The organism is Vibrio splendidus, from assembly GCF_001557875.1.
Taxonomy (GTDB): Bacteria; Pseudomonadota; Gammaproteobacteria; order Enterobacterales; family Vibrionaceae; genus Vibrio; species Vibrio splendidus_F.
This window is the reverse complement of sequence record NZ_LNRF01000013.1, coordinates 1-23,721: the sequence shown is the minus strand read 5'-3', so window position 1 is coordinate 23,721 and position 23,721 is coordinate 1. Positions and strand designations below refer to the sequence as shown.

The 23,721-nt window shown below is 44.0% G+C and carries 25 protein-coding genes, 1 rRNA gene and 1 riboswitch; of the genes, 13 read left to right on the top strand and 13 right to left on the bottom strand.

The window, feature by feature from the left end; genetic code table 11:
* Window positions 1-158: 158 nt before the first annotated feature.
* Window positions 159-1,589 (top strand): YfcC family protein, encoded by a 1,431-nt coding sequence (locus ATB74_RS21100; protein ID WP_061019638.1) that lies wholly within the window; start codon window positions 159-161, stop codon window positions 1,587-1,589.
* 95 nt (window positions 1,590-1,684) lie between these two features.
* On the opposite strand, the gene glgC is transcribed toward ATB74_RS21100, so the two are convergent.
* A complete protein-coding gene (gene glgC, locus ATB74_RS21095; RefSeq protein ID WP_061019637.1) occupies window positions 1,685-2,905 on the bottom strand; it encodes a glucose-1-phosphate adenylyltransferase in 1,221 nt (406 codons plus the stop codon).
* A 399-nt stretch (window positions 2,906-3,304) separates the two neighbouring features.
* Between glgC and ompW the strand changes: the two genes are divergently transcribed.
* Window positions 3,305-3,946, top strand: a complete 642-nt coding sequence (ompW, locus tag ATB74_RS21090) for an outer membrane protein OmpW (RefSeq protein ID WP_061019636.1) — start codon at window positions 3,305-3,307, stop codon at window positions 3,944-3,946.
* Between the two features lie 134 nt (window positions 3,947-4,080).
* Here ompW and ATB74_RS21085 read toward each other — a convergent pair whose 3' ends face one another.
* Entirely contained in the window at window positions 4,081-4,800 is a 720-nt protein-coding gene (locus ATB74_RS21085) for an SDR family oxidoreductase (RefSeq protein ID WP_010433036.1), read from the bottom strand.
* Between the two features lie 211 nt (window positions 4,801-5,011).
* Between ATB74_RS21085 and ATB74_RS21080 the strand changes: the two genes are divergently transcribed.
* Window positions 5,012-5,917: a LysR family transcriptional regulator gene (locus ATB74_RS21080; protein WP_061019635.1), complete on the top strand. Its 906-nt coding sequence runs from the start codon at window positions 5,012-5,014 to the stop codon at window positions 5,915-5,917.
* 42 nt (window positions 5,918-5,959) lie between these two features.
* On the opposite strand, the gene ATB74_RS21075 is transcribed toward ATB74_RS21080, so the two are convergent.
* Window positions 5,960-6,298 carry a winged helix-turn-helix transcriptional regulator gene (locus ATB74_RS21075; protein ID WP_061019634.1) on the bottom strand — a complete coding sequence of 113 codons (339 nt, stop codon included), beginning with the start codon at window positions 6,296-6,298 and terminating at the stop codon, window positions 5,960-5,962.
* Between the two features lie 105 nt (window positions 6,299-6,403).
* Here ATB74_RS21075 and ATB74_RS21070 point away from each other — a divergent pair, with 105 nt between their 5' ends.
* Both ATB74_RS21070 and ATB74_RS21065 read left to right on the top strand, forming a co-directional pair.
* On the top strand, window positions 6,404-7,171 hold the full coding sequence (locus ATB74_RS21070; protein ID WP_008216568.1) for an SDR family NAD(P)-dependent oxidoreductase: 768 nt from the start codon (window positions 6,404-6,406) through the stop codon (window positions 7,169-7,171).
* Between the two features lie 157 nt (window positions 7,172-7,328).
* Window positions 7,329-7,982, top strand: coding sequence for a cupin domain-containing protein (locus ATB74_RS21065; protein WP_061019633.1), 654 nt, complete (start codon window positions 7,329-7,331; stop codon window positions 7,980-7,982).
* A 77-nt stretch (window positions 7,983-8,059) separates the two neighbouring features.
* Here the strand turns inward: ATB74_RS21065 and ATB74_RS21060 are convergent, their stop codons facing one another.
* A complete protein-coding gene (locus ATB74_RS21060) occupies window positions 8,060-8,698 on the bottom strand; it encodes an NAD(P)-dependent oxidoreductase (RefSeq protein WP_061019632.1) in 639 nt (212 codons plus the stop codon).
* 162 nt (window positions 8,699-8,860) lie between these two features.
* On the opposite strand from ATB74_RS21060, the gene ATB74_RS21055 reads away from it, so the two are divergent.
* On the top strand, window positions 8,861-9,757 hold the full coding sequence (locus ATB74_RS21055) for a LysR family transcriptional regulator (protein WP_061019631.1): 897 nt from the start codon (window positions 8,861-8,863) through the stop codon (window positions 9,755-9,757).
* A 131-nt stretch (window positions 9,758-9,888) separates the two neighbouring features.
* On the opposite strand, the gene ATB74_RS21050 is transcribed toward ATB74_RS21055, so the two are convergent.
* Together ATB74_RS21050 and ribB are read right to left on the bottom strand one after the other, a co-directional pair.
* Complete coding sequence (locus ATB74_RS21050; protein WP_061019630.1) at window positions 9,889-10,752, bottom strand: hypothetical protein; 864 nt, start codon at window positions 10,750-10,752, stop codon at window positions 9,889-9,891.
* Window positions 10,753-11,138: 386 nt separating this feature from the next.
* Window positions 11,139-11,795, bottom strand: coding sequence for a 3,4-dihydroxy-2-butanone-4-phosphate synthase (gene ribB, locus ATB74_RS21045; protein ID WP_008216559.1), 657 nt, complete (start codon window positions 11,793-11,795; stop codon window positions 11,139-11,141).
* 186 nt (window positions 11,796-11,981) lie between these two features.
* Window positions 11,982-12,132, bottom strand: a riboswitch (FMN riboswitch).
* 374 nt (window positions 12,133-12,506) lie between these two features.
* Here ribB and ATB74_RS21040 point away from each other — a divergent pair.
* Window positions 12,507-13,250 (top strand): phosphatase PAP2 family protein, encoded by a 744-nt coding sequence (locus ATB74_RS21040; RefSeq protein ID WP_061019629.1) that lies wholly within the window; start codon window positions 12,507-12,509, stop codon window positions 13,248-13,250.
* A gap of 101 nt (window positions 13,251-13,351) precedes the next feature.
* Here the strand turns inward: ATB74_RS21040 and ATB74_RS21035 are convergent, their stop codons facing one another.
* The 3 genes from ATB74_RS21035 to ATB74_RS21025 form a co-directional block, all read right to left on the bottom strand.
* Window positions 13,352-13,714: an MmcQ/YjbR family DNA-binding protein gene (locus tag ATB74_RS21035; protein ID WP_061019628.1), complete on the bottom strand. Its 363-nt coding sequence runs from the start codon at window positions 13,712-13,714 to the stop codon at window positions 13,352-13,354.
* Between the two features lie 68 nt (window positions 13,715-13,782).
* Complete coding sequence (locus tag ATB74_RS21030) at window positions 13,783-14,508, bottom strand: sulfite exporter TauE/SafE family protein (RefSeq protein ID WP_179946934.1); 726 nt, start codon at window positions 14,506-14,508, stop codon at window positions 13,783-13,785.
* A gap of 213 nt (window positions 14,509-14,721) precedes the next feature.
* Window positions 14,722-15,933, bottom strand: coding sequence for an MFS transporter (locus ATB74_RS21025; protein WP_061019626.1), 1,212 nt, complete (start codon window positions 15,931-15,933; stop codon window positions 14,722-14,724).
* A gap of 29 nt (window positions 15,934-15,962) precedes the next feature.
* Between ATB74_RS21025 and ATB74_RS24535 the strand changes: the two genes are divergently transcribed.
* Together ATB74_RS24535 and ATB74_RS21020 are read left to right on the top strand one after the other, a co-directional pair.
* Entirely contained in the window at window positions 15,963-16,112 is a 150-nt protein-coding gene (locus ATB74_RS24535) for a hypothetical protein (protein WP_179946933.1), read from the top strand.
* A gap of 460 nt (window positions 16,113-16,572) precedes the next feature.
* Window positions 16,573-17,187 carry a YitT family protein gene (locus tag ATB74_RS21020; RefSeq protein WP_017065874.1) on the top strand — a complete coding sequence of 205 codons (615 nt, stop codon included), beginning with the start codon at window positions 16,573-16,575 and terminating at the stop codon, window positions 17,185-17,187.
* A gap of 120 nt (window positions 17,188-17,307) precedes the next feature.
* On the opposite strand, the gene sigZ is transcribed toward ATB74_RS21020, so the two are convergent.
* Both sigZ and ATB74_RS21010 read right to left on the bottom strand, forming a co-directional pair.
* Window positions 17,308-17,922, bottom strand: a complete 615-nt coding sequence (sigZ, locus tag ATB74_RS21015) for an RNA polymerase sigma factor SigZ (RefSeq protein WP_061019625.1) — start codon at window positions 17,920-17,922, stop codon at window positions 17,308-17,310.
* Window positions 17,906-18,202, bottom strand: a complete 297-nt coding sequence (locus ATB74_RS21010) for an ArsR/SmtB family transcription factor (protein ID WP_004733042.1) — start codon at window positions 18,200-18,202, stop codon at window positions 17,906-17,908. The genes sigZ and ATB74_RS21010 overlap by 17 nt, the downstream gene beginning before the upstream one ends.
* Before the next feature lie 233 nt (window positions 18,203-18,435).
* Here ATB74_RS21010 and ATB74_RS21005 point away from each other — a divergent pair, with 233 nt between their 5' ends.
* Window positions 18,436-19,536 carry a permease gene (locus tag ATB74_RS21005; RefSeq protein ID WP_061019624.1) on the top strand — a complete coding sequence of 367 codons (1,101 nt, stop codon included), beginning with the start codon at window positions 18,436-18,438 and terminating at the stop codon, window positions 19,534-19,536.
* A 107-nt stretch (window positions 19,537-19,643) separates the two neighbouring features.
* Here the strand turns inward: ATB74_RS21005 and ATB74_RS21000 are convergent, their stop codons facing one another.
* Complete coding sequence (locus ATB74_RS21000; protein ID WP_061019623.1) at window positions 19,644-20,846, bottom strand: hypothetical protein; 1,203 nt, start codon at window positions 20,844-20,846, stop codon at window positions 19,644-19,646.
* Window positions 20,847-21,228: 382 nt separating this feature from the next.
* On the opposite strand from ATB74_RS21000, the gene ATB74_RS20995 reads away from it, so the two are divergent.
* A complete protein-coding gene (locus ATB74_RS20995; protein ID WP_061019622.1) occupies window positions 21,229-21,531 on the top strand; it encodes a hypothetical protein in 303 nt (100 codons plus the stop codon).
* A gap of 105 nt (window positions 21,532-21,636) precedes the next feature.
* Here ATB74_RS20995 and trmY read toward each other — a convergent pair whose 3' ends face one another.
* Complete coding sequence (gene trmY, locus ATB74_RS20990; protein ID WP_061019621.1) at window positions 21,637-22,236, bottom strand: tRNA (pseudouridine(54)-N(1))-methyltransferase TrmY; 600 nt, start codon at window positions 22,234-22,236, stop codon at window positions 21,637-21,639.
* A gap of 257 nt (window positions 22,237-22,493) precedes the next feature.
* Here trmY and ATB74_RS20985 point away from each other — a divergent pair, with 257 nt between their 5' ends.
* Both ATB74_RS20985 and ATB74_RS20980 read left to right on the top strand, forming a co-directional pair.
* Window positions 22,494-23,018 carry a DUF3087 family protein gene (locus tag ATB74_RS20985; protein ID WP_017103550.1) on the top strand — a complete coding sequence of 175 codons (525 nt, stop codon included), beginning with the start codon at window positions 22,494-22,496 and terminating at the stop codon, window positions 23,016-23,018.
* Window positions 23,019-23,596: 578 nt separating this feature from the next.
* Window positions 23,597-23,721, top strand: a 16S ribosomal RNA gene (locus tag ATB74_RS20980); the annotation flags it as partial.

The following is a 23,721-nucleotide window of genomic DNA, read 5'->3' as shown; positions in this document are numbered from 1 at the left end:
CTACTTCACTATGTACATTTGAGAGCACCATCTATCAAAGGCCTTTTTGAAACAGCCTAAATTAGCGCGAACTTAGTTCAGCGTGAAGGGTTTCGTTTTTCCAAAAATCCCTCTCGGCGGCTAAGTGATCCTTAGTTGCTGACAAATAAGGAGTCTATATGACGACTACGGTATCTACATCCGTACCTACATCTCAAGCTGGTAACAAAGCGCCGATAGAGAAAGAAGTAAACCACCCGTTTCTCTCTTTGGTCATCATGGTAATTGTTGCTGCAATCGCAACCTACTTTATCCCTGCTGGTGAATTTGAGCGAGTGGTCATGAATGGCCGCACGGTTATCGACCCAGACAGCTACACACAATTGACCAGCAACCCAACAACATTAGCCTCTTTTTTCGAATCATTTTTTAAAGGCTTCAAATCCGCTTCTGGCGTGATGGGCGTTGTGGTATTTGTGGGTGGTGCTTTTGGCATTATCAAACACATGGGTTTGTTAGACGCATCCGTTGTTGCGCTAACCACTAAGCTAAAGAAGCAAGGCTTGTACGTAATTGCACCTGTGATCATGACGGCGATCTTCTTCAACGTCACCTTCACCGGTATGCGTGAGCTTGATGTCATTTTTATCTCTTTGATGATTCCTATCTGTATCAAGCTTGGTTATGACGCGATCACTGCCCTTGGCGTTGTTTTACTGGCAAGTTGTGCCGGTTTCGCCGCAGCTTTGGCTAACCCATTTTTTACGGGGATCGCACATACTATAGCTGAACTGCCTATGTATTCAGGCATGTGGTACCGCTTTATTGTTGGTATGTTCATGTTGCTAACGGGTGCGTGGTATGTGCTTAACTACGCGCGCAAAGTTAAGCAAGATCCGGCCAAAGGTTTGTTGCACGGTACGGGTTACCACTACGAATCGAATGTTGAAGCGAAAACACTGACCACACGTGAAAAGCTTGCGGGCATCGCATTCTTGGGCGTGTTCGCATACATGATTTTCGGTACCTTGACGATGGGTTTCGGCTTTACCGAGATTGCGGGTGCATTTGTGGCGATGGCGATTATTCCGGGTTTGGTTGCGGGTTTATCTCCGAACAAGATTTGTGAGTATTGGACCAAAGGTGTTAGCGATGTATTGGTGGCAGTTCTGATCATCTTCTTCGCTCGCTCAGTGTTGACCATTATGGAAGACGCGAAGATTGTTGATTCTATTATCTTCTATCTTGCACAGATTATTTCTGGTAGCTCCAAACTTGTAGCCGCGGCGGGTATCTACTTCTCACAAGCAGCGATTAACCTGTTTATTCCGTCAGGCAGCGGCCAAGCGGTGATCACCATGCCAATCATTATTCCATTGGCGGATATTGGTGAAGTGACTCGTCAAGTTGCGGCACTGGCTTCTCAATTGGGTGATGGTATCTCTAACTATATTTACCCAACTAATGGTGGCTTGTTGGCGGTATTGGCTATTGCAAAAGTACCTTACACCAAGTGGGTTCGTTTCTTCTTACCGTTATTCTTGTTCTGGTCAGTGGGTGCGTTGGTTTCGGTTGTGATCGCTCAAATGATTGAGTTGGGTCCATTCTAAAGCGTCTGCTTTGATCAAAACATCTAACCATATAAAAAGGCAGCGAAATCGCTGTCTTTTTTTCGTTCAATAAGAAGCTACGCTAGAGGGGAGTATCACTCTTCAAACTGATAAGAAGAGGGCACCACTATTACGCCTTGTTTCGATATGTGGAAGCGCTTGGCGTCGGCAAGACTATCTATGCCGATTTGTGTTCCATCTGGCACTTTCACGTTCTTATCGATGATGCAGTTTTGGATATGGCTATTTCGCCCGATCTCTACGTCTTCAAACAGAATACTATCAATCACAATCGCGGCATTGCTGACTTTTACCTTGGGGAAGAAGATAGAGTTTTGCGCCGAACCACCTTCAATCACAACGCCATTGGCGATCATCGAGTTGATGAATATCCCTTGGTTACCTTCGACCGAAGCAATGGTTCGTGCGGGCGGCAGTTGTGGCTCATAGGTGCGAATTGCCCAATCCGGTTGGTATAAATCGATAGGCGAGGACGGTTTCAACAGGTCCATATTCGATTGGTAATAAGAGTCGATAGTACCAACATCTCTCCAGTAAGCATCTTGCGTCACTCGTCCTTCTTCATCACCAAACTTATACGCGTAAACACTGTTGTTGCCGACTAACTTAGGAATAATGTCTTTACCAAAATCGTGGCTTGAGTCTGGATCTTCTGCGTCTGCTAATAACGCCTGTGTCAGTATCTCTTTATCAAAGATGTAAATCCCCATTGAAGCCATGCTTCGGGTTGGCCTACCAGGTACACATGCAGGGTAACGTGGTTTCTCTGTGAAGTTATTGATTTGTAGAGACTCGTCTATCTCCATCACACCAAACTCTTTGGCTTCGTCAATCGAAACCTCCATGCACGCCACGGTTAGGTCTGCCTCGGTCTTTTTGTGCTGCTTGAGCATTGGCGCGTAATCCATGCGATAGATATGGTCGCCGGACAACACCACCACATGCTTGGCTTCACTACGAGAAAGCAGATACAAATTTTGATAGATGGCATCGGCAGTGCCGCTGTACCAGCTATCACCGGTTCGCATTTGTGGGGGAACATTGGTGATGTATTCGCCGAGCTCGGGGTTAAGCACCGACCAACCATCTCTCAAATGTTTTTGCAAAGAATGCGATTTGTACTGAGTCAGCACCAAAATTTGGCGTAGCCCAGAGTGTAAACAGTTCGTGAGAGTGAAATCGATGATTCGATATTTGCCACCAAAGGGGACCGCAGGTTTTGCACGGTTATCGGTGAGGGGAGAAAGCCGAGAGCCAACACCGCCGGCCAGAACGATTGTTAGAGTGTCTTGCATGGTCAGAACCTCAATGTATTTGTGATTATGAACATAGACTTGCAAGCACTAAGCCAAATGTAACTCATTGAATATTAAACGAGGCGAGATTGACTATTGTAGAACCGCACCAAATTGATGCGTGCGGGAAGTTGGCTTGCTCTATTTTGATCCAAAGAGATCCGAGCAAAGTGAAGGGATTAGATTAACAAAATGACGCACGGGAAAGTTGCATTACAAAACTGTCAATAAAATGAAGGAATAAAGTGATCGGGTCGATATAAATTTACATAAATAATCATAACTTTTCACAAATTGATTTCCATCAATAAAGTAGGGTTATTCTATGATACCTTGCACGCAAAATAAGAAATGATTACTCATTCACCAATAAAATGAAGCCCTCAAAAGGAAATTATAATGAAAAAAACAGTATGTGGTATTGCGGTTATTGCGGCTCTTATGTCAACCAATGTTCTTGCTCATAAAGAAGGTGACTTCATCATCCGTGCAGGTGCTGCAACAGTATCTCCAAATGACAGCAGCGGTGCAGTACTTAACAACCCTGACCTTGAGTTTTCAGTAGATTCAGATACTCAGCTTGGCCTTACTTTTGGCTATATGTTTACTGACAATATCAGTTTTGAAGTATTAGCAGCGAGCCCTTTCTCTCACAGTATCTCTGTTAATGGTCTAGGTAAAATTGCTGATACTAAACACCTTCCGCCAACGTTCATGGTTCAATACTACTTCGGTCAAGCGAACAGTGACTTCCGCCCTTACGTAGGTGCAGGTATCAACTACACCGTGTTCTTTGATGAAGGGTTAAATGCTAATGGCAAAAACGCAGGTCTAACGGATGTGTCTTTAGATGACTCTTGGGGTCTAGCTGCAAACATTGGTATGGATTACATGATCAACGAAGATTGGTTCTTAAACGCATCGGTTTGGTACGCAGATATCGGAACAACAGCAACATATAAGACCGCAACAGATACATTCAAAACTGACGTCGATATCGACCCATGGGTATTCATGATCGGCGGTGGTTACAACTTCTAACCCACGATTCGGTTTACTAAAGGCGCTCAAGCATCAGCCACCTTGGGCGTTTAACCAAAACAAAAGCGCCACTACTGAATAAGTAGTGGCGCTTTCTATTTATACTTCACAAATGTATGCGTGATGATTAGCTTCTATGGCTGTTGCTTAGTTGGTGCTAGAGCAATCTCACGGATACATACGTTCTGTGGTTGTTGGTAAGCGAATGATACCGCACGAGCAATATCGTCAGCTGCCAATACGCCGCCCATGTCTTCTTTCCAAGAATCGTAACCGTCTTTGATCTCTTGAGATGTTGTGTGAGACAGAAGCTCAGTTTCTACAGCACCCGGTGCAATTGTAGTAACACGAACATTTGAAGCCGCAACTTCTTCACGAACGTTTTCAGAAATAGCGTGTACCGCGAACTTAGTACCACAGTAAGCTGCGTGGCTTGGGAATGTTTTCTTACCCGCGATAGAGCTGATGTTGATGATAGTACCTGTATTGCGTTCCATCATCGGAGCAAGTACAGATTGCATGCCGTTTAGAAGACCAATTACGTTCACGTCGAACATTGTCTTCCACTCTTGAGCGTCTTGAGTATCGATTTGACCAAGAAGCATTGCACCCGCGTTATTGATAAGAGCATCTACTGGGCCAAACTTTGCTTCACCTTGTGCGATAGCAGCATCGAAAGACGCTTTGTCTGTTACGTCTACTTTAACAGATAGTGAGTTTGGTAGATTCAGTGCTTCAAGGCGATCAACACGACGAGCTAAAAGAAGCAGAGGGTGACCTTCATCGCTTAGACGACGAGCGATTGCTTCACCAATACCAGAGCTTGCACCTGTAATTACGATTAGTTTTTTCATTTTTATTTCCTCTGTACTTTTATTGCGTCGGTTGGCTACGACGTATTGTTTAAGTGCATTCGAATCAAGTGCTTGTTGCCTTGCTTCGTTGCGGTGGAGGTATATTAAGGAAAATAGCATTGTTGATATATAGCGCTTTACTTGAAACACTGTTGTTGTAGTGCAACAATAAAGGCGTGTATCTCGTAAATTCATTAGTAAGCTGGCGGCCATGCTCAATCAAATTAACCTATCTGATATTCGTTCTTTCGTTCTTATCGCACGTTTAGGTAACTTCACTAAAGCGGCGGAGGAGCTTGATGTTTCTCGTTCCCATGTATCACGTCAAGTGAGTAGCCTAGAAAAGCAGATGGGTGTGACACTGTTTATCCGCACCACTCGAACCTTAAGGTTGACTCACGCGGGTCAAGATCTGTACGCGAGGTGTGAGCAAGCCCTCGATAATATAGACCAAGCCTTGATTGCTGCTGTCGATGATATTGAAGAAGTACGTGGTGACATAAAAGTAAACTGTGTAGGCGGTTATCTTGGTGAGGTGATCATCGCGGATCTAGTGAATGAGTTCATGCAGCTCTACCCAGACATCAGCATCAGTCTCGATTTCAGTAGTAACCGAGTCGATCTGATTGAAGACGCATTCGATATCGCTTTTCGTATGGGGAGCCTTGAAGATGCAGGGTTTATTGCGAGAAAGCTCTTGGATATTGAAATGGGAACGCTCGCGAGCCCAGAGTATTTTGCTCGCAAAGGGAAGCCAAACCATCCGAAAGATCTCATCCACCATGATTGCTTAACTGGCTCGGTGCGGAAGTGGAGCTTTCAAGCTTTGGACGACACCAAGAAAACAGTCGATGTGCATGTGACAGGTAGGCTGCAATGTAAAAATGGGCGAGTGTTGGTACAAGGCGCGAAGTCAGGCAACGGAATTATTCGCGTGCCAACCATTTATTGTTTACAAGAACTGAATGACGGGCAACTGTTGCAGGTGTTTGATGAGTGGGTGGTATCTAAAGTGGACTTTTCAGCGATCTACCATCGAGACCGCTATCAACCAAGCCGGATTAGAACCTTTATTGATTTTGTGAAAAGTCGCTTTGAACAAATGTCAGTGAGCTAAGCGTGCTTTCTGGATTTTGCTAATAGTGTGACTGGCTTGAGCTTACATCTCGTCGATTTCGTTTTGTAGGCTTTCTAGCTGATCCAGAATCAGTAAAAACTTTTTACCAAAGGGTGTCACTTGGTATTCGACTCTTGGTGGCAGTTCGTTGAACATCTGCTTATCTAAAATCCCGAACTCGACATTTCGCTTCAAACACTCATTTAATACCTTGGTCGATAACCCTTCGACCGAACGCACCATTTCACCGGGACGGTTGATGCCATTTGCCAGCAATTGGTAAACCGTGAGCGACCATTTACAACCGTAGATGGTCTCTACCATCCGAGCTGAACGCTCTGGTGCTGATTTTCTTGAAAAAAAGTTTTCCTGATTTTTCATAAAGATGTACCAATAAGTACCTACCTAACCGATTTGTACTTACTATTCATAGTGTTAGTTCAAAGCCTAAGATTACCACGTTCACATGACTTAGGAGATAACAAAATGAACTTCACTAAAAATGGTATTGCAGTCGTAATCGGTGGCACAAGCGGTATGGGCTTTGAAACAGCGAAGCAGTTGGTCGCTCAAAACATCCATGTGTTGGTTGTCGGCAATAACCCGACTAAGTTAGATAAAGCGGTATCAGAACTTCAGTCGCTGGGCCACGCTACTGGCTGGCAAGCTAATCTTTATGATGATGCGAGTGTTGCGAATCTTATTACTCATTTAGAGTCACTTGAAGAGGGTATTGGTTACCTTGTTAATGCGGCTGGCTACTTTAACCCTAAAGCGTTTATCGAGCATCAGGAGTCGGATTACGAGCAATACATGCAGCTTAATAAAGCGACTTTCTTCATCACTCAAGCTGTCAGTAAGTTGATGATCAAAAACGGTGGCGGAAACGTGGTAAATGTAGGCTCTATGTGGGCGAAACAAGCTATTAAAGCGACGCCATCTTCTGCGTATTCAATGGCAAAGGCAGGACTACACGCTTTAACACAGCATATGGCGATGGAGCTTGCAGACCACAACATTCGCGTGAATGCGGTGTCTCCAGCCGTCGTTAAAACGCCGATCTACGAATCATTCATTAAGCCAGAAGAAGTGGACCAAGCGCTAGAAGGCTTCAATGCTTTTCACCCAATTGGTCGAGTGGGTCAACCGAAAGACATAGCAAACAGCATCTCTTTCTTATTGTCTGACAGTGCCGATTGGGTAACGGGTGCAATCTGGGATGTTGATGGTGGTGTGATCGCGGGCCGCAATTAATCAAGCCGAGTTTTTAATATGGGGGATGCTTTGTTAGCAATTAGCAATTAGCAATTAGCAACTAGCAGCGAAGTCTCCCCCTCGCTCGTTATTCGCGTAGAATAGACATTAGCAAGACAATAATAATTAAAACAATATTTAGAGTAAGGTCGTCATTATGCTCAACATGGACTTTTCAAAGAGATTGGTTATCGAAACCGATAAACTAGATTGGGTCGCAAGCCCAGCTAAAGGGGTTTGGCGTAAGCCGTTAGAAAGAGAAGAGAAAGAATCAGGTCACACGACTAGCGTGGTGAAGTACGATCCTGAATCTTCGTTTTCTGAGCACCCGCATCCGCAAGGCGAAGAGATCTTCGTATTAGAGGGTGTCTTCTCCGATGAAACCGGAGATTTCCCAGCGGGCACTTATATCCGTAATCCGCCGGGTAGTGCGCACTCGCCATCGAGTAAAGACGGCTGCACGATCTTGGTTAAGCTAAATCAGTTTGATGCGAGAGACTTAACTCAAGTCCGTATCAATACACTAGAAACAGAGTGGCTTCCGGGCATTGGTGGCTTACAAGTCATGCCATTGCATGAGTTTGAGCACGAACATGTCGCTTTAGTGAAGTGGCCTGTCGGCGAGCGCTTTCAGCCACATCGTCACTTTGGTGGTGAAGAGATCTTTGTATTGTCGGGCACTTTCAAAGATGAACACGGCGAGTATCCGAAACACACATGGATGCGCAGCCCTCACATGAGCGAGCATTTCCCTTATGTGGAAGAAGAGACCGTTATCTTAGTGAAAACAGGGCATCTACCGTTGGATTAAAGGAATGCTCAATACGAAGATCAGAAAGCCGCATTGTTTTGAACAAGCGGCTTTTATAGTTTTTATATATGAGATGACTAGTAAGCGACACCAATACGTTGGCGCGGGAACTTGCCAGATTCGAGCTCATCAATCATCGCGATAGCATAGTCGCTGACTGAAATTTTGCTGTTGCCATCTTCGTCGGTGAGCAGTTGGTCGCCACCTGTACGGTAGGTCGATAGTTTCTCGCCAGGGAATATTTCTGCTGCAGGGCTAACGAACGTCCAATTAACTTCGCTGCTCGATTGCTTGAACACTTCAAGAGCTTCGCCTTGTGCTAGTGCTTCGTTTTTGTAATCCGCAGGGAAGTCAGGAACAGTCACTAGCGGTACGTTTGGCGCTACTTCTAATGAGCCTGCTCCGCCAACCCAAAGTAGGCGATCGATACCGATGCTCGGTAACGTTGCCAGCAATTTAGTCGCAGTGTTTTTTACGATGTCGTGATTGCCCAGAGCACGTCCGCCAATCGAAGTAATGACTGCATCAACGCCGGATAGTGCGTTTGCTAGACTTGCGGCTTCATCTTGTAAATCAAATGAACGAACTTCAATGCCTTTGGTTTCCACGCGGCTTGCATCTCTTACAACAGCAACGACCTCGTGACCACGAGATTGAGCTTCTTGAGCGATGTGACTACCAATCCAACCTGATGCACCTAATACTGCAATTTTCATAATGTCTCTCCAATTATCTAATTTATTGAGTCGTTTTCTCGACAGCCATTGCAGTCTAATAGCTCACTAGGTTGCGATAAATATCGCAAAATGATGTAGATTGTATCTATATAGTGATCTAATAAGATTCGATTAGCTGCGAAATAGTTCAAGGAGAGTGTGATGGATAGGTTGACGGCAATGCGTAGCTTTGTCGAAGTTGCGAATTGTGCCAGCTTCACCCAAGCAGCTGAGCATTTGGACATGAGTCGGTTGCAGGTTTCACGTCATGTTCAAGAGATAGAAGGGTGGCTGAAGCAGAGGCTATTACATAGGACGACTCGAAAGGTGAGCTTGACGGCGGCAGGGGAAATCGCTCTGCAGCGCTGTGAGAAAATCCTCCATGAGACCGCTGAGTTAGAAATTACGTCACTCAATCAAACCGATGATCTTTCTGGAACCATTCGAATTGCAGCCCCCATCGGGTTAACTCAGCATATGTTGTTGGATGTGGTCGAGCAGTTCACCGAGCGCCACCCTAATATCACGGTCGAACTGTTTGCCTCAGACCGCTTTACTCAGCTGGTGGATGAGAGGATCGATATTGCACTTCGCTACACTGATCAACCTGATGATAGCTTGATTGCACGAAAGCTAATGGTCATTGATTCAGTGGTGTGTACCTCGCAAGCCTACTTGGACAAACATGGTGAACCTGAAACGGTCGAGGCGCTTCGACAACACAATTGTTTTCGTCACTTGAATGTTTCTAAGTGGGATTTTGTTAAGGACAATCAACACTATTCAGTTGAGGTGTCTGGCACCATCAAGGCTAACGATGTTGGAGTGCTAACTCGCGCTGCACAGCATGGAAAAGGGGTGGTTCGTTTACCTTGTGATTTAGCCAACCCACTGATTGCGAATGGAAAACTGATACGAATATTGGATGAGTTTGTTTCGCCCAGCAGCGTTCTGTGGGCAGTGTATCTGTCTCGCAGTTATCAGCTTCCAGTTGTTCGTCAGTTCATTGATTTTGCGGCACAAGCTTGGGCTAGCGATATCAAGTCCGGTGATGTTTGAAACTTCATAGGCAATGATACATAGCGATAGAAATTTAAAAGCCCATAAATACAAAAATCCGATATCAATGGTGATATCGGATTTGAACTCAATAATTCAGAGTTCCAGCACGCTCTCCTCTCACGAAGTCTTTACATGTAATGGTGTACAGATAATCGGGTATTTATCACCTTTTCGTTGATGTCTGGTAAAGGCTGATACAGGCTTCTCGTAATGTCGGATAATACTTGGTCGTAAACTTGCGACACGACACTAGAGATGTCACTGGTTAATTCGTACATGCTATCTGCCGGTTGGGTCGCTTCGTTACTTGATGCGATCTCTGAGAGTGCATGCATCGCTCGCGTACAAACCGGTGACCCACTACTAAGAGGGCAGATAATCGATAACTGGTTGAGTTTTCTGTGTGTCTGAGAGGCGTAGAATTTGAATCTCAAATAGTCCTCAGGCTTCTCCATATCCGCCTTCTCTATTCCAGGGATAGACATTCGTAATTTGGTCAGGATCTCCATGCAATCTAAGATCTGTTGCCAATTCATGTGGTACTCACGGCTCATGTCTTCACGCTCAGACTTAATTAGCCAGATGATCATTACTTCATCCATCAAGAACATGCTATGGCGAATTGTTTTGCCATGAATCGATTGGTTACGCACCAAGCTACGGTTTTGCCAGTCGCTGTGCATAGCGATAAGTTTAAGGTGATAGATGCGATACATAGGGCGGCTGTCAAACGACACATGGGATTGAAGCAGCTCAGATACCTCAAGTATGTTGTCGTAAATCTCGTTCACTTTACGAATCGAGTCGCTAGACAATTTATACGCCAGAGCGTAATGCGTTGCTGCGCGGTGTTTGCGTGATAACAACAATAATTCTCTAAGCAGAACTAAGGTTTCAAACCTGTGTGATAGCGCTGTTTGTCTCTTCCTTGAGAAATGAAACAGAGCTGCAAGTACTAATAGGGATAAACCCACTGAAATAACTACAAACATATTCAACTCCTAATATTTGTATACCTACTTAGTGGTAGTGCAGACACCGTGCCAAAATAAATAAGTGTTATATTTCATTGATTTATGATTTTTCTCAAATTATGGATGATCAATCATGGTGCATGACTTCACCATTCGAGTGAATGTTTCTCATAATTTGCAGGATTTTTTGAGAGGTGGCGCTTTTCTAACGATAGGTTGGGGGAGGTTTCGGTAAGTAGAGACACTTTGGCGATCCATTTCAGGCTCGTTTCAAGCTACGGAAATTAAAAAGGCCTCACCCTTATATGCTTTAACTCTAAAAGCAGTAAGAGTGAGGCCTTTCAATGTTCACGTCACAGTGTAGTTGACTTAACGACTAAGTGTTTAGCATTGAGGGCTAAACGTTATGCAAGCTTAAGGTCGAACTCGTTGCGGTACATCACCATATCTTCAATGGTCAATACTGGCATGTTGTGCAGTTTACCGAAAGCAACGATCTCTGGCGCTTTTGCCATTGTGCCGTCTGGGTTGGTTACTTCACACAGTACACCTGCCGATTGAAGTCCTGCCATTTGCATCAGATCCACAGTACCTTCTGTGTGGCCGCGGCGAGCAAGTACACCACCTTTACGAGCACGCAGTGGGAATACGTGGCCAGGGCGAGCTAGGTCAGTAGGCTTAGCTGTTGGGTTTGCAGCTGTCTTGATCGTTGTTACACGGTCAGCGGCAGAAACACCTGTTGTAACGCCCACTTTTGCTTCGATGGTTACGGTAAACGCAGTTTGGTTTGCGCTGTTGTTATCAACAACCATAGGTGGAAGTTCAAGTTGGTTCGCTTGCTCGTCTGTGAGACACAGACACACAATACCGCTGCATTCGCGGATCATAAGTGCCATTTGAGCATTAGTTAGGTGTTCTACTGAGTAGATGATGTCGCCTTCGTTCTCGCGATCTTCATCATCGAGTAAAAGTACGCCACGACCTTCGCGTAGGGCTTGCAGTGCGTTTTCAACGCGAGTGATTGGTTCGCCAAATTCGGCAAGTAGTGAAGACTGATTCATGGTTAAACTCCTAAAATATCACCAGAATCAGGGCTGTATGAGGGATCTCAACCGAGCACAACAAAGCCGACTCATTACAAGTTGGCCTTAGCTCATTATGGTTTTATCCAAAACGAAATGCACCCGCCTAAGTTGGAGGCATGAACCCAATAAATAGGTACGCCTTTCCAACTTAAACGAGTGTGTTTTCATTCTCTCTCATCCGGACTATGACCGTCGGCTCTGGCATCTCACCAGATCTGCTGACCTCGACGAATCGAGCGCTCGCGGGCTTATCTTTAGATTTTGCTAAGGACATACCGCCGGTGGGGAATTTCGCCCCGCCCTGAGAATAAAAATTAATAATTTGTTTTGCTTTGAAAGCAGACCAGATGGTAATCCTTTCGATAGTGGATTTAAAGGACTGACAGCAAAGTTTTTCAGATTCTGGCCTTATAATCCGGTAAGTGTTCACTTTATCGGCAGAACACAATACCGTTGTGTTTAGTAAGGCACAGCTGGTCTTTGGTCGGTTTTACTGTCGGTATACGTATAAGTGGATGGCAAAGGTTATTGATGATCAAATCATTGTTCACCGAATCAATGGCAATAATCTCCAATAGCCGAATAATGTTACGTCATGACGTCTTACTGACCATTTTTACATAAAATTGATATTGACGATGCTAAGCTACGATAGCATCCGACCACTTTATCCAAAAGATCTTAGCCATGACTTCTCTGTTCTCTAACAAATCCAAAGGCTTATTACTGCTCGTTTTAAGCTTGTATTCTCTCGTTCCCTTTTTGATCTTTGGATCTCACTTCGACCTTGGAAGTGCTGTATTGCCTTTCTATGGTGCTGTGATGACATTCGTGACTTATTCAGCGGGTAATCAAGGGTTCCTAATCACACTCGCGATTCTCTCTTTGTTGGTGCTGACATTAAAGTTCTCAAAAGCAAAGCTAGTGAGCCTTTGTTTGCAGCTTGGTATTTTATTGGTGTTAAGCTTTGCAGCAAAGACATTCCTTAAATCATCAACGGAGAGTCCACGCCCATATACTGAGTACTTAGTTACCCAAGAAGTGGTTGATATGCCGGAGCTGTTTTATGAACTGCCACTAGAAGAAAAGAACGTGGCCATTGAGTCAGTAGAAGATAAGGTCAGTGAATGGCGAACACGTCATTGGCTTGGCGAAACAGACTATTCATTCCCGTCTGGACACATGATTTTCGTGGGTGTTTGCTTGGCATTCTTTGGTGGGTTGTTCTTAGAAGCGAAGCGTTTTTACCTTGTAGGTGGCATGTTAGCTTGGGCTGGTGGTGTAGCGTATAGCCGCGTTTGGCTTGGTATGCATCGTCCTGAAGACTTAGCGGCATCTATCGCTTTTGCAGGCTTAATCTACCTATTAGTGCCACTGGTGCCAACGCAAAAAATAGAACCGTTATTGCCTAAGTTCCTCAGAACGGATTAAACATTTAAGAAGAGCTTCGTTCTTAAAAGCAACTTAGTTCTTAATAGCAAGTTAGTTCCCCCAAAGCAATTTGGCTTTCGTTTAGCAAGCGGAATCTCTGGCTATTGATTGAGCCCGAGTTCTGCTTGTTTCTTTTTGGTTAGTCCCAAAGAGACGATTCGGTGAGACTCCGTGAGGTAGTATCTCAACTCGTCATCCCTTTCTGGTGTGCTCTCAAAAAGCTGAATCCATTTCATGCCACGTGAAGCAAAGTAGGGCGCGGGTTTATAGCCTGGTTCTTCTTTGAGAAAATCGAAATTCTGATCAGATGCCTTGAAGATAAATGCAGGCTCGTCGTTTGGTCCCCAACCTCCAATCGCAAACACCTTGCCTCCCACTTTCCAAACGTGAGAGTTATTCCACTGCATCACGTAGCTGGTGGCTGCTTGTGATTCACAGAATGCATTGAACTCGTCGTATGTCATAGAACGCCCTTTCATAGTTTGGTGGTGGATCTGTGTGTTTGTTGTTTTATCGATGTTTCTGCTTCTAGCTAGCCAGCTAAGCCTTGCCAAATAGCAGTGAAGCCGCTGATAGAACATAGTAACAAAGAGCCGATACGTATCTTCTCTTTAGGAATGCTTTGCGTCGTCAATAACGCTACCTTGTAACCCAACCAAGCGGCAGGAAGTAGCGGGATTGTGATGATCAAATGGTGCATCGTGAAGAAGCCAATTGGGATCTGTACCAGTAATGAAATGATAGAACTAAACACAAAAAACGCAGATAGGTTACCACGAAGTTGATTGGCATCTTGGTGTTGAAGTAGCAGTGCCATTGGCGGCCCACCAATACCAGAGCTGGTACCGAAGAAGCCTGAGAAGAATCCCGCGATACCCATCTTAGTTGGGGTTGGTTCAAGTCTAAATGGCAGTAGGCTAACAATCACGGCGAATACTACCAATAAGCCCAACCATAGTGACAGTACGCTTGTTGAAACCATTACCAACAAGGCTCCGCCAGCCAGCGAACCTGGGATACGGCCCAGCAATGCGATTTTTAATCCGCCAATAGATATATTCGCTCGATGTTTAAAAGCATTGAATAGCGAGATAAACAGACCAATTAAACAGATAGGTGCAGGTACATAATCTGGAGAGACCAAAAACAGCAGTGGGGCTGCAACAATGGCCAACCCAAAGCCGATTGCGGTTTGCACAAACGAGCCGACAAAAATGAGTGCCATTGCGATAAGGACAGTCTGATCTATGTATTCCATAAGCCTGCGGATTAGTTTTAAAGGAACGAGTGGATACTATAAATTAAAACGAAAAAAATAGTCTTATTATTCAGTGAGGTTTATGCCAGTTTCGCTAGACTATAACGACCAACAAAAAAGCGAGTGAGTATCTCAGGATGCTTCCTTTCAATACTCACTCGCTTTATTGGAACGACTTGTTGTTTACGCTAGTGGGGGAGTCAGCATAAAACGTTAAGCCATTGCCAATTTCAATCGCTCAATCGGCTTGTCATTGATTGGTAAATGGATAAGTGCTGCTGCAAATGCCAATACCACCGTTGACCACCAGATTGGCTCGTAAGAACCGTAGTAATCGTAAATACGACCGCCAACCCAAGCACCTAAGAAGCTACCCACTTGGTGAGTAAAGAACACCAAACCGTACAAAGTTGATAGGTAACGGGCGCCGAAGATCTGACGAACTAAGCCAGAAGTAAGCGGAACTGTACCCAACCAACAGAAGCCAATTGCCGCGCCGAAGATAGCCGCAGTTGATTCAGTCACAGGAAGAGTGACAAATGCACCGATAACCACAGTACGTACTAAGTACAGTGCAGACATAACGTGACGCTTGCTGAACTTGTCGCCCATCACACCCCAAAAGTAAGACCCGAAGATGTTGAAGATGCCAACATAAGCCAGTGCCATCGCAGCGCTGCTCGCCGGTAAGTCTTTGTCTGCTAAGTAACTTGGTAAGTGCGTTGCGATAAACATTACGTGGAAACCACATACGAAGAAGCCTGCGTGAATCAACCAGTAACTTTTGTTCGCAAACGCTTCTGATAGCGCTTCTTTCAGTGTTTGGTTCTCTTCGGCTTGCACTTGTTTGTTTGAGGCTGCTTTTGGCGCTCGCATGAACAGCGCAAAAGAGATCATCAAACAACAAAGTACGCCAAAGACTTGCATCGCACTCTGCCAATCAAACTCGTTCAGCATGTATTGTGCACCCGGAATTACCGCGAACATACCAAATGAACCTGCAGCCGTGGTTAAGCCAAACGCTTTAGCCGCGTGTTCTGCTGGTACAACTTTCGCCACTGCGCCAAGTACGATCACATAACTTGTCGCACTTAAGCCAAGGCCAACGAGTGCACCCAATGAAACGTAAAGCATACTCGATTCGGTAGAAATGGAGGTAAGAAGTAAACCCAAACCGTAAGCACATGCACCAGCGATAATGATGCGTCTTGCTCCCCATTTGTCAGCTGCCATACCAACAAAAGGTTGGAAGACGCCGAACAATAGGTTTTGTAGCGCAATCGCAAAGCTGAAAAACTCGCGACCTGTACCGAAATGTTCTGAAATTGGCATCATGAAAATGCCGAATGATTGTCTGATCCCTAGACTGATAATAAGTGTGCCTATCCCAAGCCATACCAGTAAAGGAAAACGGAAAATGCTCATTCTAATACTCTTAAATTAATGGTGATGATGTGAGTGGTCTTGCGTTGACATGTGTTGGTCAGTCATCTCATGGTGATGTTCGTGCCCAGAATGCTCATGCGCTGACTGCTGGTGGCAGCCACTGCTCACGGCATGCTGAGCCAAGAGATCAATCAATGGCTGACTGTGATGCACAATAACCAAACTAATGACGAGAAATAGCGTCATTCTGGCCAATTGGGCAAAAAGAGATTGTGAAAACATACGGTGTTGACATGCGCTCAATGTTGTAAGAAGTCGCGCATCATAGTGATGAGTAGGTTATGTATCAAATGACCATTTGTGATGTAGTCTATGCGTTTTATGCATAGTTTGTCGCTTGATTGGAATTGGGACAAAACGTGTTCAATAAATGAAAAAACTTGAAGTTCGTTGGTTAATAGAAATAAGTATCTAATTAAGAATGAAAGTCTAAATTCAGGTTTATAACTAGCTGTTTAATTTAAGGTTTCACAAAGCTGTAAAAACTAATATACAAACTAATCACTAAGCAACATTGCTCGTTCACTCGACTTATCTGTCAAACATCGTAAATTTGGGCATAAATCGTTTCAAGACTACTGAAACGCGATGTTAAAAGATTCAGGGAGAGTCATTCACATGGATAAAGATCATAACCTTCGCGAAAACTTACTGGCACTGATCTTAGGTAGCGCACTTGTTTCACTCGGCGTTATCTTTTTCAACCAAGTCGGTTTGCTCACCGGAGGCACGGCTGGTCTAGCGATCTTCATTACCAAAGTAACAGATCTAAGCTTTGGCCAAGTGTTCTTCGCACTTAACTTACCTTTCTATATTTTGTCGGTTGCTCGTATGGGCTGGCGCTTCACCATCAATACGTTTATCGCGGTTTCGATTGTTTCGTTCGCCGTGGATCACTTGTATCACGTGATTCAAATTGCCGAAATTCATGCATTGTATGCAGCTTTACTTGGTGGTGGCTTGATTGGTACTGGCATGCTGGTGATTTTCCGTCACAAGATGAGCTTAGGTGGCTTCAACATTTTGGCGTTGTTCTTACAAGAACGTTTTGGAATTCGAGCAGGTAAAGTTCAGATGGCATTAGACTGCACGATTGTTGTGCTTTCTCTGTTCATTGTTGATGTGTCATTGGTTCTTCTGTCTGTGCTTGGTGCGATAGTCACCAACTTGATTCTAGCAATGAATCATAAACCGGGGCGCTATCAACCTGTGGTAAAAGCGGAAGCAGCATAGTTCGGTTCGCTAAAGCACTAGATTCGCTCAAGCAAAGAGTGATTTGCAGATTATGAAAACAACAAAGCCAGCATCAATTGCTGGCTTTGTTCTATTGAAATAACGGATTCGATGTAACGATTAACACTTGCCGCAGCTGGCGTTCGGCTTAAGCTCGCAATCAATCACATTGCCTTGTTGATCAAGGGACAAGTTACAACACTGTTCGAACAGATTCTTAAGATCAGCACGGCTTTTTTGCACGCGAGATTTAACCGTTGAGTAACTGACATTCTGCGCTTCTGCGATCTCTTTTTGGCTTTGACCTTTGATGTCGACGGCAAGCAGTAGCGATGAACTTTGTTCTGGCAATGCCTGAATAAAGGGTTCGATACACAATGAGAGCTTCTGTTTGAATTCTGAATCGTGGTCTAAATCGGTAAACCACAGATCTTCGGCATCAATCTGGCTGTCACGTTGCTGGCGAGCGTGTTTACGGTAGAAGTCGATGATCGTGTGATTGGCTAATTGGAACAGCCAAGCCTTAACACTGCTCGCATCTTGTACCTTATCTAAGTTCTGATAGGTCTTAATCAAGATATCTTGGAGCAAGTCGTCTACATCCGCTGAATTGTTGACCTTTGAATGCAGGAATGACTTTAATGCTTGCTGATATTCGGCCCAGACTTGTTCGAGCTTCAAAGGTGCCTTATTCAAAGGTGCCCCGTTCAAAGGTGCATTAGTTGCACTGTTCATTTACGCAACACTCGTCTTGTAAGAAATCAATCACACCTTCTAGGCACTCATACTCCGCCACGCAGAATAGAGTTCTTCCTTCTCGTCTTTGGCTGATTAGGCCCGCAGATGCCAAGCTTGATATGTGGTGAGACAAGGTAGAACCGGGAATGCCTAGTTCTTCTTGTAGGCCGCCAACTGCAATGCCTTGGTAGCCAGCTTTAACGACACTCTTATAAATGGTTAGGCGAATAGGGTGCCCCAACTCTTTAAGTGCTTTCGCAACGACTTCTAAGTTCATATTAACTCCTCAAGATTTAATTTCGATATTAGTCGAAATGTATGTCGAATTCAAATTTAAAAACGGTGTCTGTATAAGTCATTGAAAAACCGTGCTTTCGAAAATCATTTCGATTTTCACCGAAATAAAGCTTGATCTGGAGCTGTTTATTTCTATAATTCGAGAATATTCGAAATTAAGGGTTGGTTACTTTTCTCATAGAGCCCGACCTTCAATCCAGTTTGGAGTTAATTATGAGCAATGAAATGTTAACAATGCTAAAAGACGCACTTGATATGTTCGCTTTCTTAGCAGTAGAGCTAATTATCCTTTTCTTAGCGATCAGCTACATTGTTGGGATTCTTCAAGAGTTTCTTACACCAGAAAAGATTCAATCTATCCTGAGCTCACGTAATGGTAAGGGGTATGTGGTTGCTGCACTATTGGGTGCAATTACACCTTTCTGTTCATGTTCGACCATTCCTTTCCTAAAAGGATTGCTGCGTGCAAGAGCGGGTTTCGGTCCAATGATGGTGTTCCTATTCGGTAGCCCACTATTGAACCCAGTGATCATTGGTTTGTTTGTGATTACATTCGGTTGGCAAGTCGCGGTGTTCTACTTCCTTGTAGCAATGACGGTGTCTGTAGTAGCTGGTTACGCACTTGAGAAGCTTGGCTTTGAGCGTTACGTAAAACCTGAAGCGTATGAATCAACAGGTTCAGCTTCAAGCTGTGGCACTAGCTGTGGTGACTCTGCTCCTAAGAAAGCAGCACCGGCTAAAGCAGAATCTTCATGTGGTACAAGTGCATGTGGCGAACCTGCACCCGTAATGGCGAAAGAGGCATCTTGCTGCGATTCTAAAAAAGAAGAGCCACAAGTAACGGTTTCATGCTGTTCAGCGGATGGAAGCGCAACAGCTGAAATCGTAGAGAAGAAAGAACCTAGCCGTTGGGTGAGAATTTGGTTCTCAACTTGGAAAGACTTTAAACAAGTTTTCCCTTACCTAATGATGGGTATCGCGATTGGTTCATTCATCTACGGCTTCATTCCTACAGACCTAATTGCACAGTACGCTGGTGAAGGTATGTGGTATGCAATTCCAGTAGCAGCCGTGATTGGTATTCCATTGTACATTCGTGCTGAAGCGGTAATCCCACTAAGTGCTGCTCTAGTACAGAAAGGCATGGCGTTGGGTTCAGTAATGGCATTGATTATTGGTAGTGCAGGTGCAAGTTTGACGGAAGTTATTCTGCTTAAATCAATCTTCAAGAACCAAATGATTGCAGCGTTCCTATTCGTTATCCTAAGCATGGCGATGGGTGCAGGCTTCCTATACAGCTTCATCTTTGGTTAATCAGGTTTGATTCCGAGATAACATCATCGATACCAAGAGAACGATAATAAAAAAGTGCTCACTTAGTTGAGCTCTTTTTTTGTTTAACTGCTTATTAAATAGGAATATCAGACTGGCTTTGGTAGCGCGGCAGAATTACCGTGTGTAGCGAAAGCATTGGTAGCTAACACATCGCAGTGGTGCCGATTAATCGCATCGCCATAGTTGTTGGTTATACCGGGAAACTGAAAACGATACATCGGAATACCATAACGGCGCTCTCTCTGCTGACCGATTCTATCTTTGCTTGTCCATAGTAGTCGGTTCTTAGCCGTATAAGTCATACCGTGCATTTTATTGAAATACTCTTCATGACTGCGCATTTGCTCGTACAGTTCGATAATGCGTTGTCGAGAGAAGTTCAATGTCGTGCCTGGTTTAAGCTGTGTGCCCCAACCTGTTAATACCTTTTCCATGAAGTCTCGTGTGACAAGGCCGGGGCCAGTGAGCAGTCCTGCACCTTTGCTTCCGCCAGAGGTATTGGCATTACCTACCAAAGTGCCGTGTCGACCGGGCATGTAGGTGGTGTAATACTGAGTTGAAGGGGATAAGCGGGGCATTCTCGCTTTGAAAGCTAATGAACGTTCGTCCTCAGCAAATACACACACGATTTGTTTGACGTTTTTACCCAGTAATTTGTAATCCTTGAACGCGTTCATCCCGCCGGGAACGGGGTCACATGCAAAGATGTTGACGGGAATATGGCTAAGCTTGGGATCTTTGAGCATTCGGTTCGCCAATTCAAAGCAACTCACACCACCTCGACTCCAACCTACGATGTTAACTTGGCTAATAGGCTTAGTTTGGCGTTCAATCGCTATGTTCTGTTGGCGCGCCGCGATACCTTGTTTTAGATCGGCTGCCAGTGCTTGTGAATCTTTCAACCAATCCTGATATTTTTGGTTGGTTGCGAAAGGCCAAGCTGACTTTTCTGGGCGAGATTCACTGAGCAGGCCTTTGGCTCGCTTCATGTAGTCATTCTTATCTTGTTGGCTCCCGCGCAAGATATTCAGCACATGGCGCATGTTGCTGTCGATACCTTTGCCTAGCAACGTTCCCTTAACTCCGGAATACGTGTCATCTTTGCCTTGCTTCAACCATTCGTTTTGATTCCCACTGCCAACTCCATCCACTTGAATGTAGTCAATCATGTCTCTGCCAGTCGTATTCTTCGCTAACGTAGAAATCAACTCACCTGACACATAGTTTTTATGATTGTTGTCTTCTGAGTTTGATCCTGTTCCACAGAAGAATACGGTAAAAATTGACATATATTCCCTTAAATTAATTCACCGAGATTATCGGAAGTATAACTGTAGAATCATAAGCTTGGAGCTGAATCTCTATTAATTGGTAAAGGTCAGACCAACAGGAGCCAGAAATGGAACGAAGCGCAAGTTTTATAAATTGCGTGCTTTGTGGTTTTTTTGAGATGTTGAGATGGGTTACTACCGTCAAGAAATATCAATCTAAGTGTCACAATACTCATCGTTATTTTGTCTAGTATCAAAGAGCGGGCTGATTTTGCCCTAGCGCTAAAATCTAATGCCTACACTTTGTATAGATACGTGCTGTCTAAGGGTTACAACCTAAAGAGCAGATAATTTATAACAGATCGCTTTCGAGCTTAGATTAAGGTTGATAGGAGGAAGTATGTTCGCAATACACAGGGAGTATGAGTTACGGAATCAGCAGCATTTTCATGCACACGTTCAGGTAAAGCCAACAGGGAATCTAGAGTTTGAAATTTTAGAGTCTCATGAACACCACGATACGGATTTTAGTCATTTATCGTTTGAGACTGAACAAGGGAACATCAAAGTGCTTGGGCGAGATGAAAGTGGTCAACAGACGGATTGGCAACTTTTATTGGCAGAGGAAGATGCAAAAGAGCTCAATCATTTGGTGGTGTTGGTATCAGAGCAGTATGAAACGTTAATGCGAGACTTGATGTGACAGGTCCAGTTTGCAATAAGTTGAGCAAATCAAATATCGGTAACCCAAAAATCAAAAGCCCGGCGAGTAACCGGGCTTTGCTAATTATGGCTGTGTCTGATCGGGCTAGAAACCGCGAATATCCAGCTCATTATTGATCAACACAACACACTGAGAAGCAAACAGCATGTTTGGACCTAAGCTGATTTTCTCTGTCCCTAAACGCTTCAAGCTGTTGTAGCTTTTCTTCGGCATAGGGATATGGTCAGTTAGAAGGAAACATGGGTTTTCCGCAATCTCTGCGTCACGGATAAAGTCGCCTTTCTTATCCATCATGTACAGCTGGTGGTCTTCAGCCAGTTCTTTAACCAACTTTTCAAAACTCATAGTACGAACAGTGATGCCCGGTTCAACCTGACGTGTCTGTTCTTTTATCATGCCTTGAGAAGCATCAACCGCTCTTACTACCGCTGATAACAATGCCGATTCATGAAAGCCACCAATGTTAGTGATCTCATTTGAATCGAAAGTGATCGTACGTGAAAAGTCTTTAGTACTTTCTAATACAAGGTGCACGGTGACATTCTCACGGTGTGATTGAGCAACGAAGATCGTGTTCATCAGAGTATGAGCCAGAATCTCAGTATGAGCGTCTTGCCCAACACCTTCTAAGATAAGTTTGCTCTCTGTAGGGGCTGCGCGAGCGCGTAATACAAATGAACGCATGGGATGTACCTTGTCAGTATGTGATAAAGCGAAATAGGCTTAATCAACATGAATTGATGAATAACTAAAAATTATGGCGGTATGTAACTCTTTTCTATTAATGAAGTCAAATGGAGTTATGTATAGTACTGACCACAAGAACTCTACGTATTAAATAGAGAGTGACCACATTACAAGATGGTAAAGGTTGAAGCTAACCAAGGTTTACATAGATAGTATGCGCAAATTATTAGGTGACTTACATAAGGAAGTAGTCGATGAAGTTACAGAAGATTAATAAAGAAGAATATAGAAAGAAGATGAACCTACTGTTGGTTTCATTGGTTGGGTCACTCGCCTTGTTTGCCATTGTATTCGGTAGCGTTCTGATTGAACTTTTTGGTTCAGCTGGCTCCGTTACTGGGGAATCGACGGGTAATTTCCATTTGAATGTACTCGGGGTGATTTTATCAGTCGCCTTGAATGCGTTTATTGCGAGCCGTGTGAAAGGGCATGATTACTTTAAAGAAGCGCTTTATGTGTGGAACCTGAAACAAATTCACAATCAAATCTATCGTAAGCTTAAGCGTATTCAACCAAAAGCTGAGCAAGGCGATCGAGAAGCATTAACTATCCTTTACTTCTATTACACTACGCAAAAACAGGTATACGACCTAGATAACAATACATTGACGATAAAAACGGTTCAGAAATCTCTAGATAACATAGTGGAGCTGAGTGAAAAGTGGAGTATAGAACTGGATATAGAGACATTCTCGAAAGATCTAGTCGCGAAATTCTAAGTCATATGCTCTTGATTGTATGAGCTTTGGCCTATGAAAGAGGGTTTTGACGTAAAAGTAGACGCTTAAGCAATTTTTTTGAATTTTTATCAAAAAAGGGGTTGCCATGTTTTCGATGATCTCTATAATGCCGCCTCACTGACACGGCAGTCGCTACAAGGCTTCAGCGGTAATCAGAAAGACGGAAAGTTCGAAAGAAATTAATTTTGAAAAGTGTTTGACACTTAAGATTAAATCGCTAGAATTCACGTCCGCTTTCAAAGGTTTCTTTGTAAAAAGAAAGTTTCGACAAGCAAAGCTCTTTAACAATTTAAACCTATCAATCTGTGTGGGCACTCGTTGATGAATATCAAAACGTTATTACTTAGGTAGTAACAGTTACTTCGGTAACAAATTGATTTCAATGAACTGAGTGACCAATACGTTTAACTACTTGTAGTTATTCGGCACAGTCAATTCATTACTATTCTGTTGGAATGGTAATAGCTTTAGAATTACATGTTCATGTTTACATGAATATTAGTTTTGAAGTCAGTATTCGTTGAGTCACACCTATTAATTTAGGTAATCAAAACTTTAAATTGAAGAGTTTGATCATGGCTCAGATTGAACGCTGGCGGCAGGCCTAACACATGCAAGTCGAGCGGAAACGACACTAACAATCCTTCGGGTGCGTTAATGGGCGTCGAGCGGCGGACGGGTG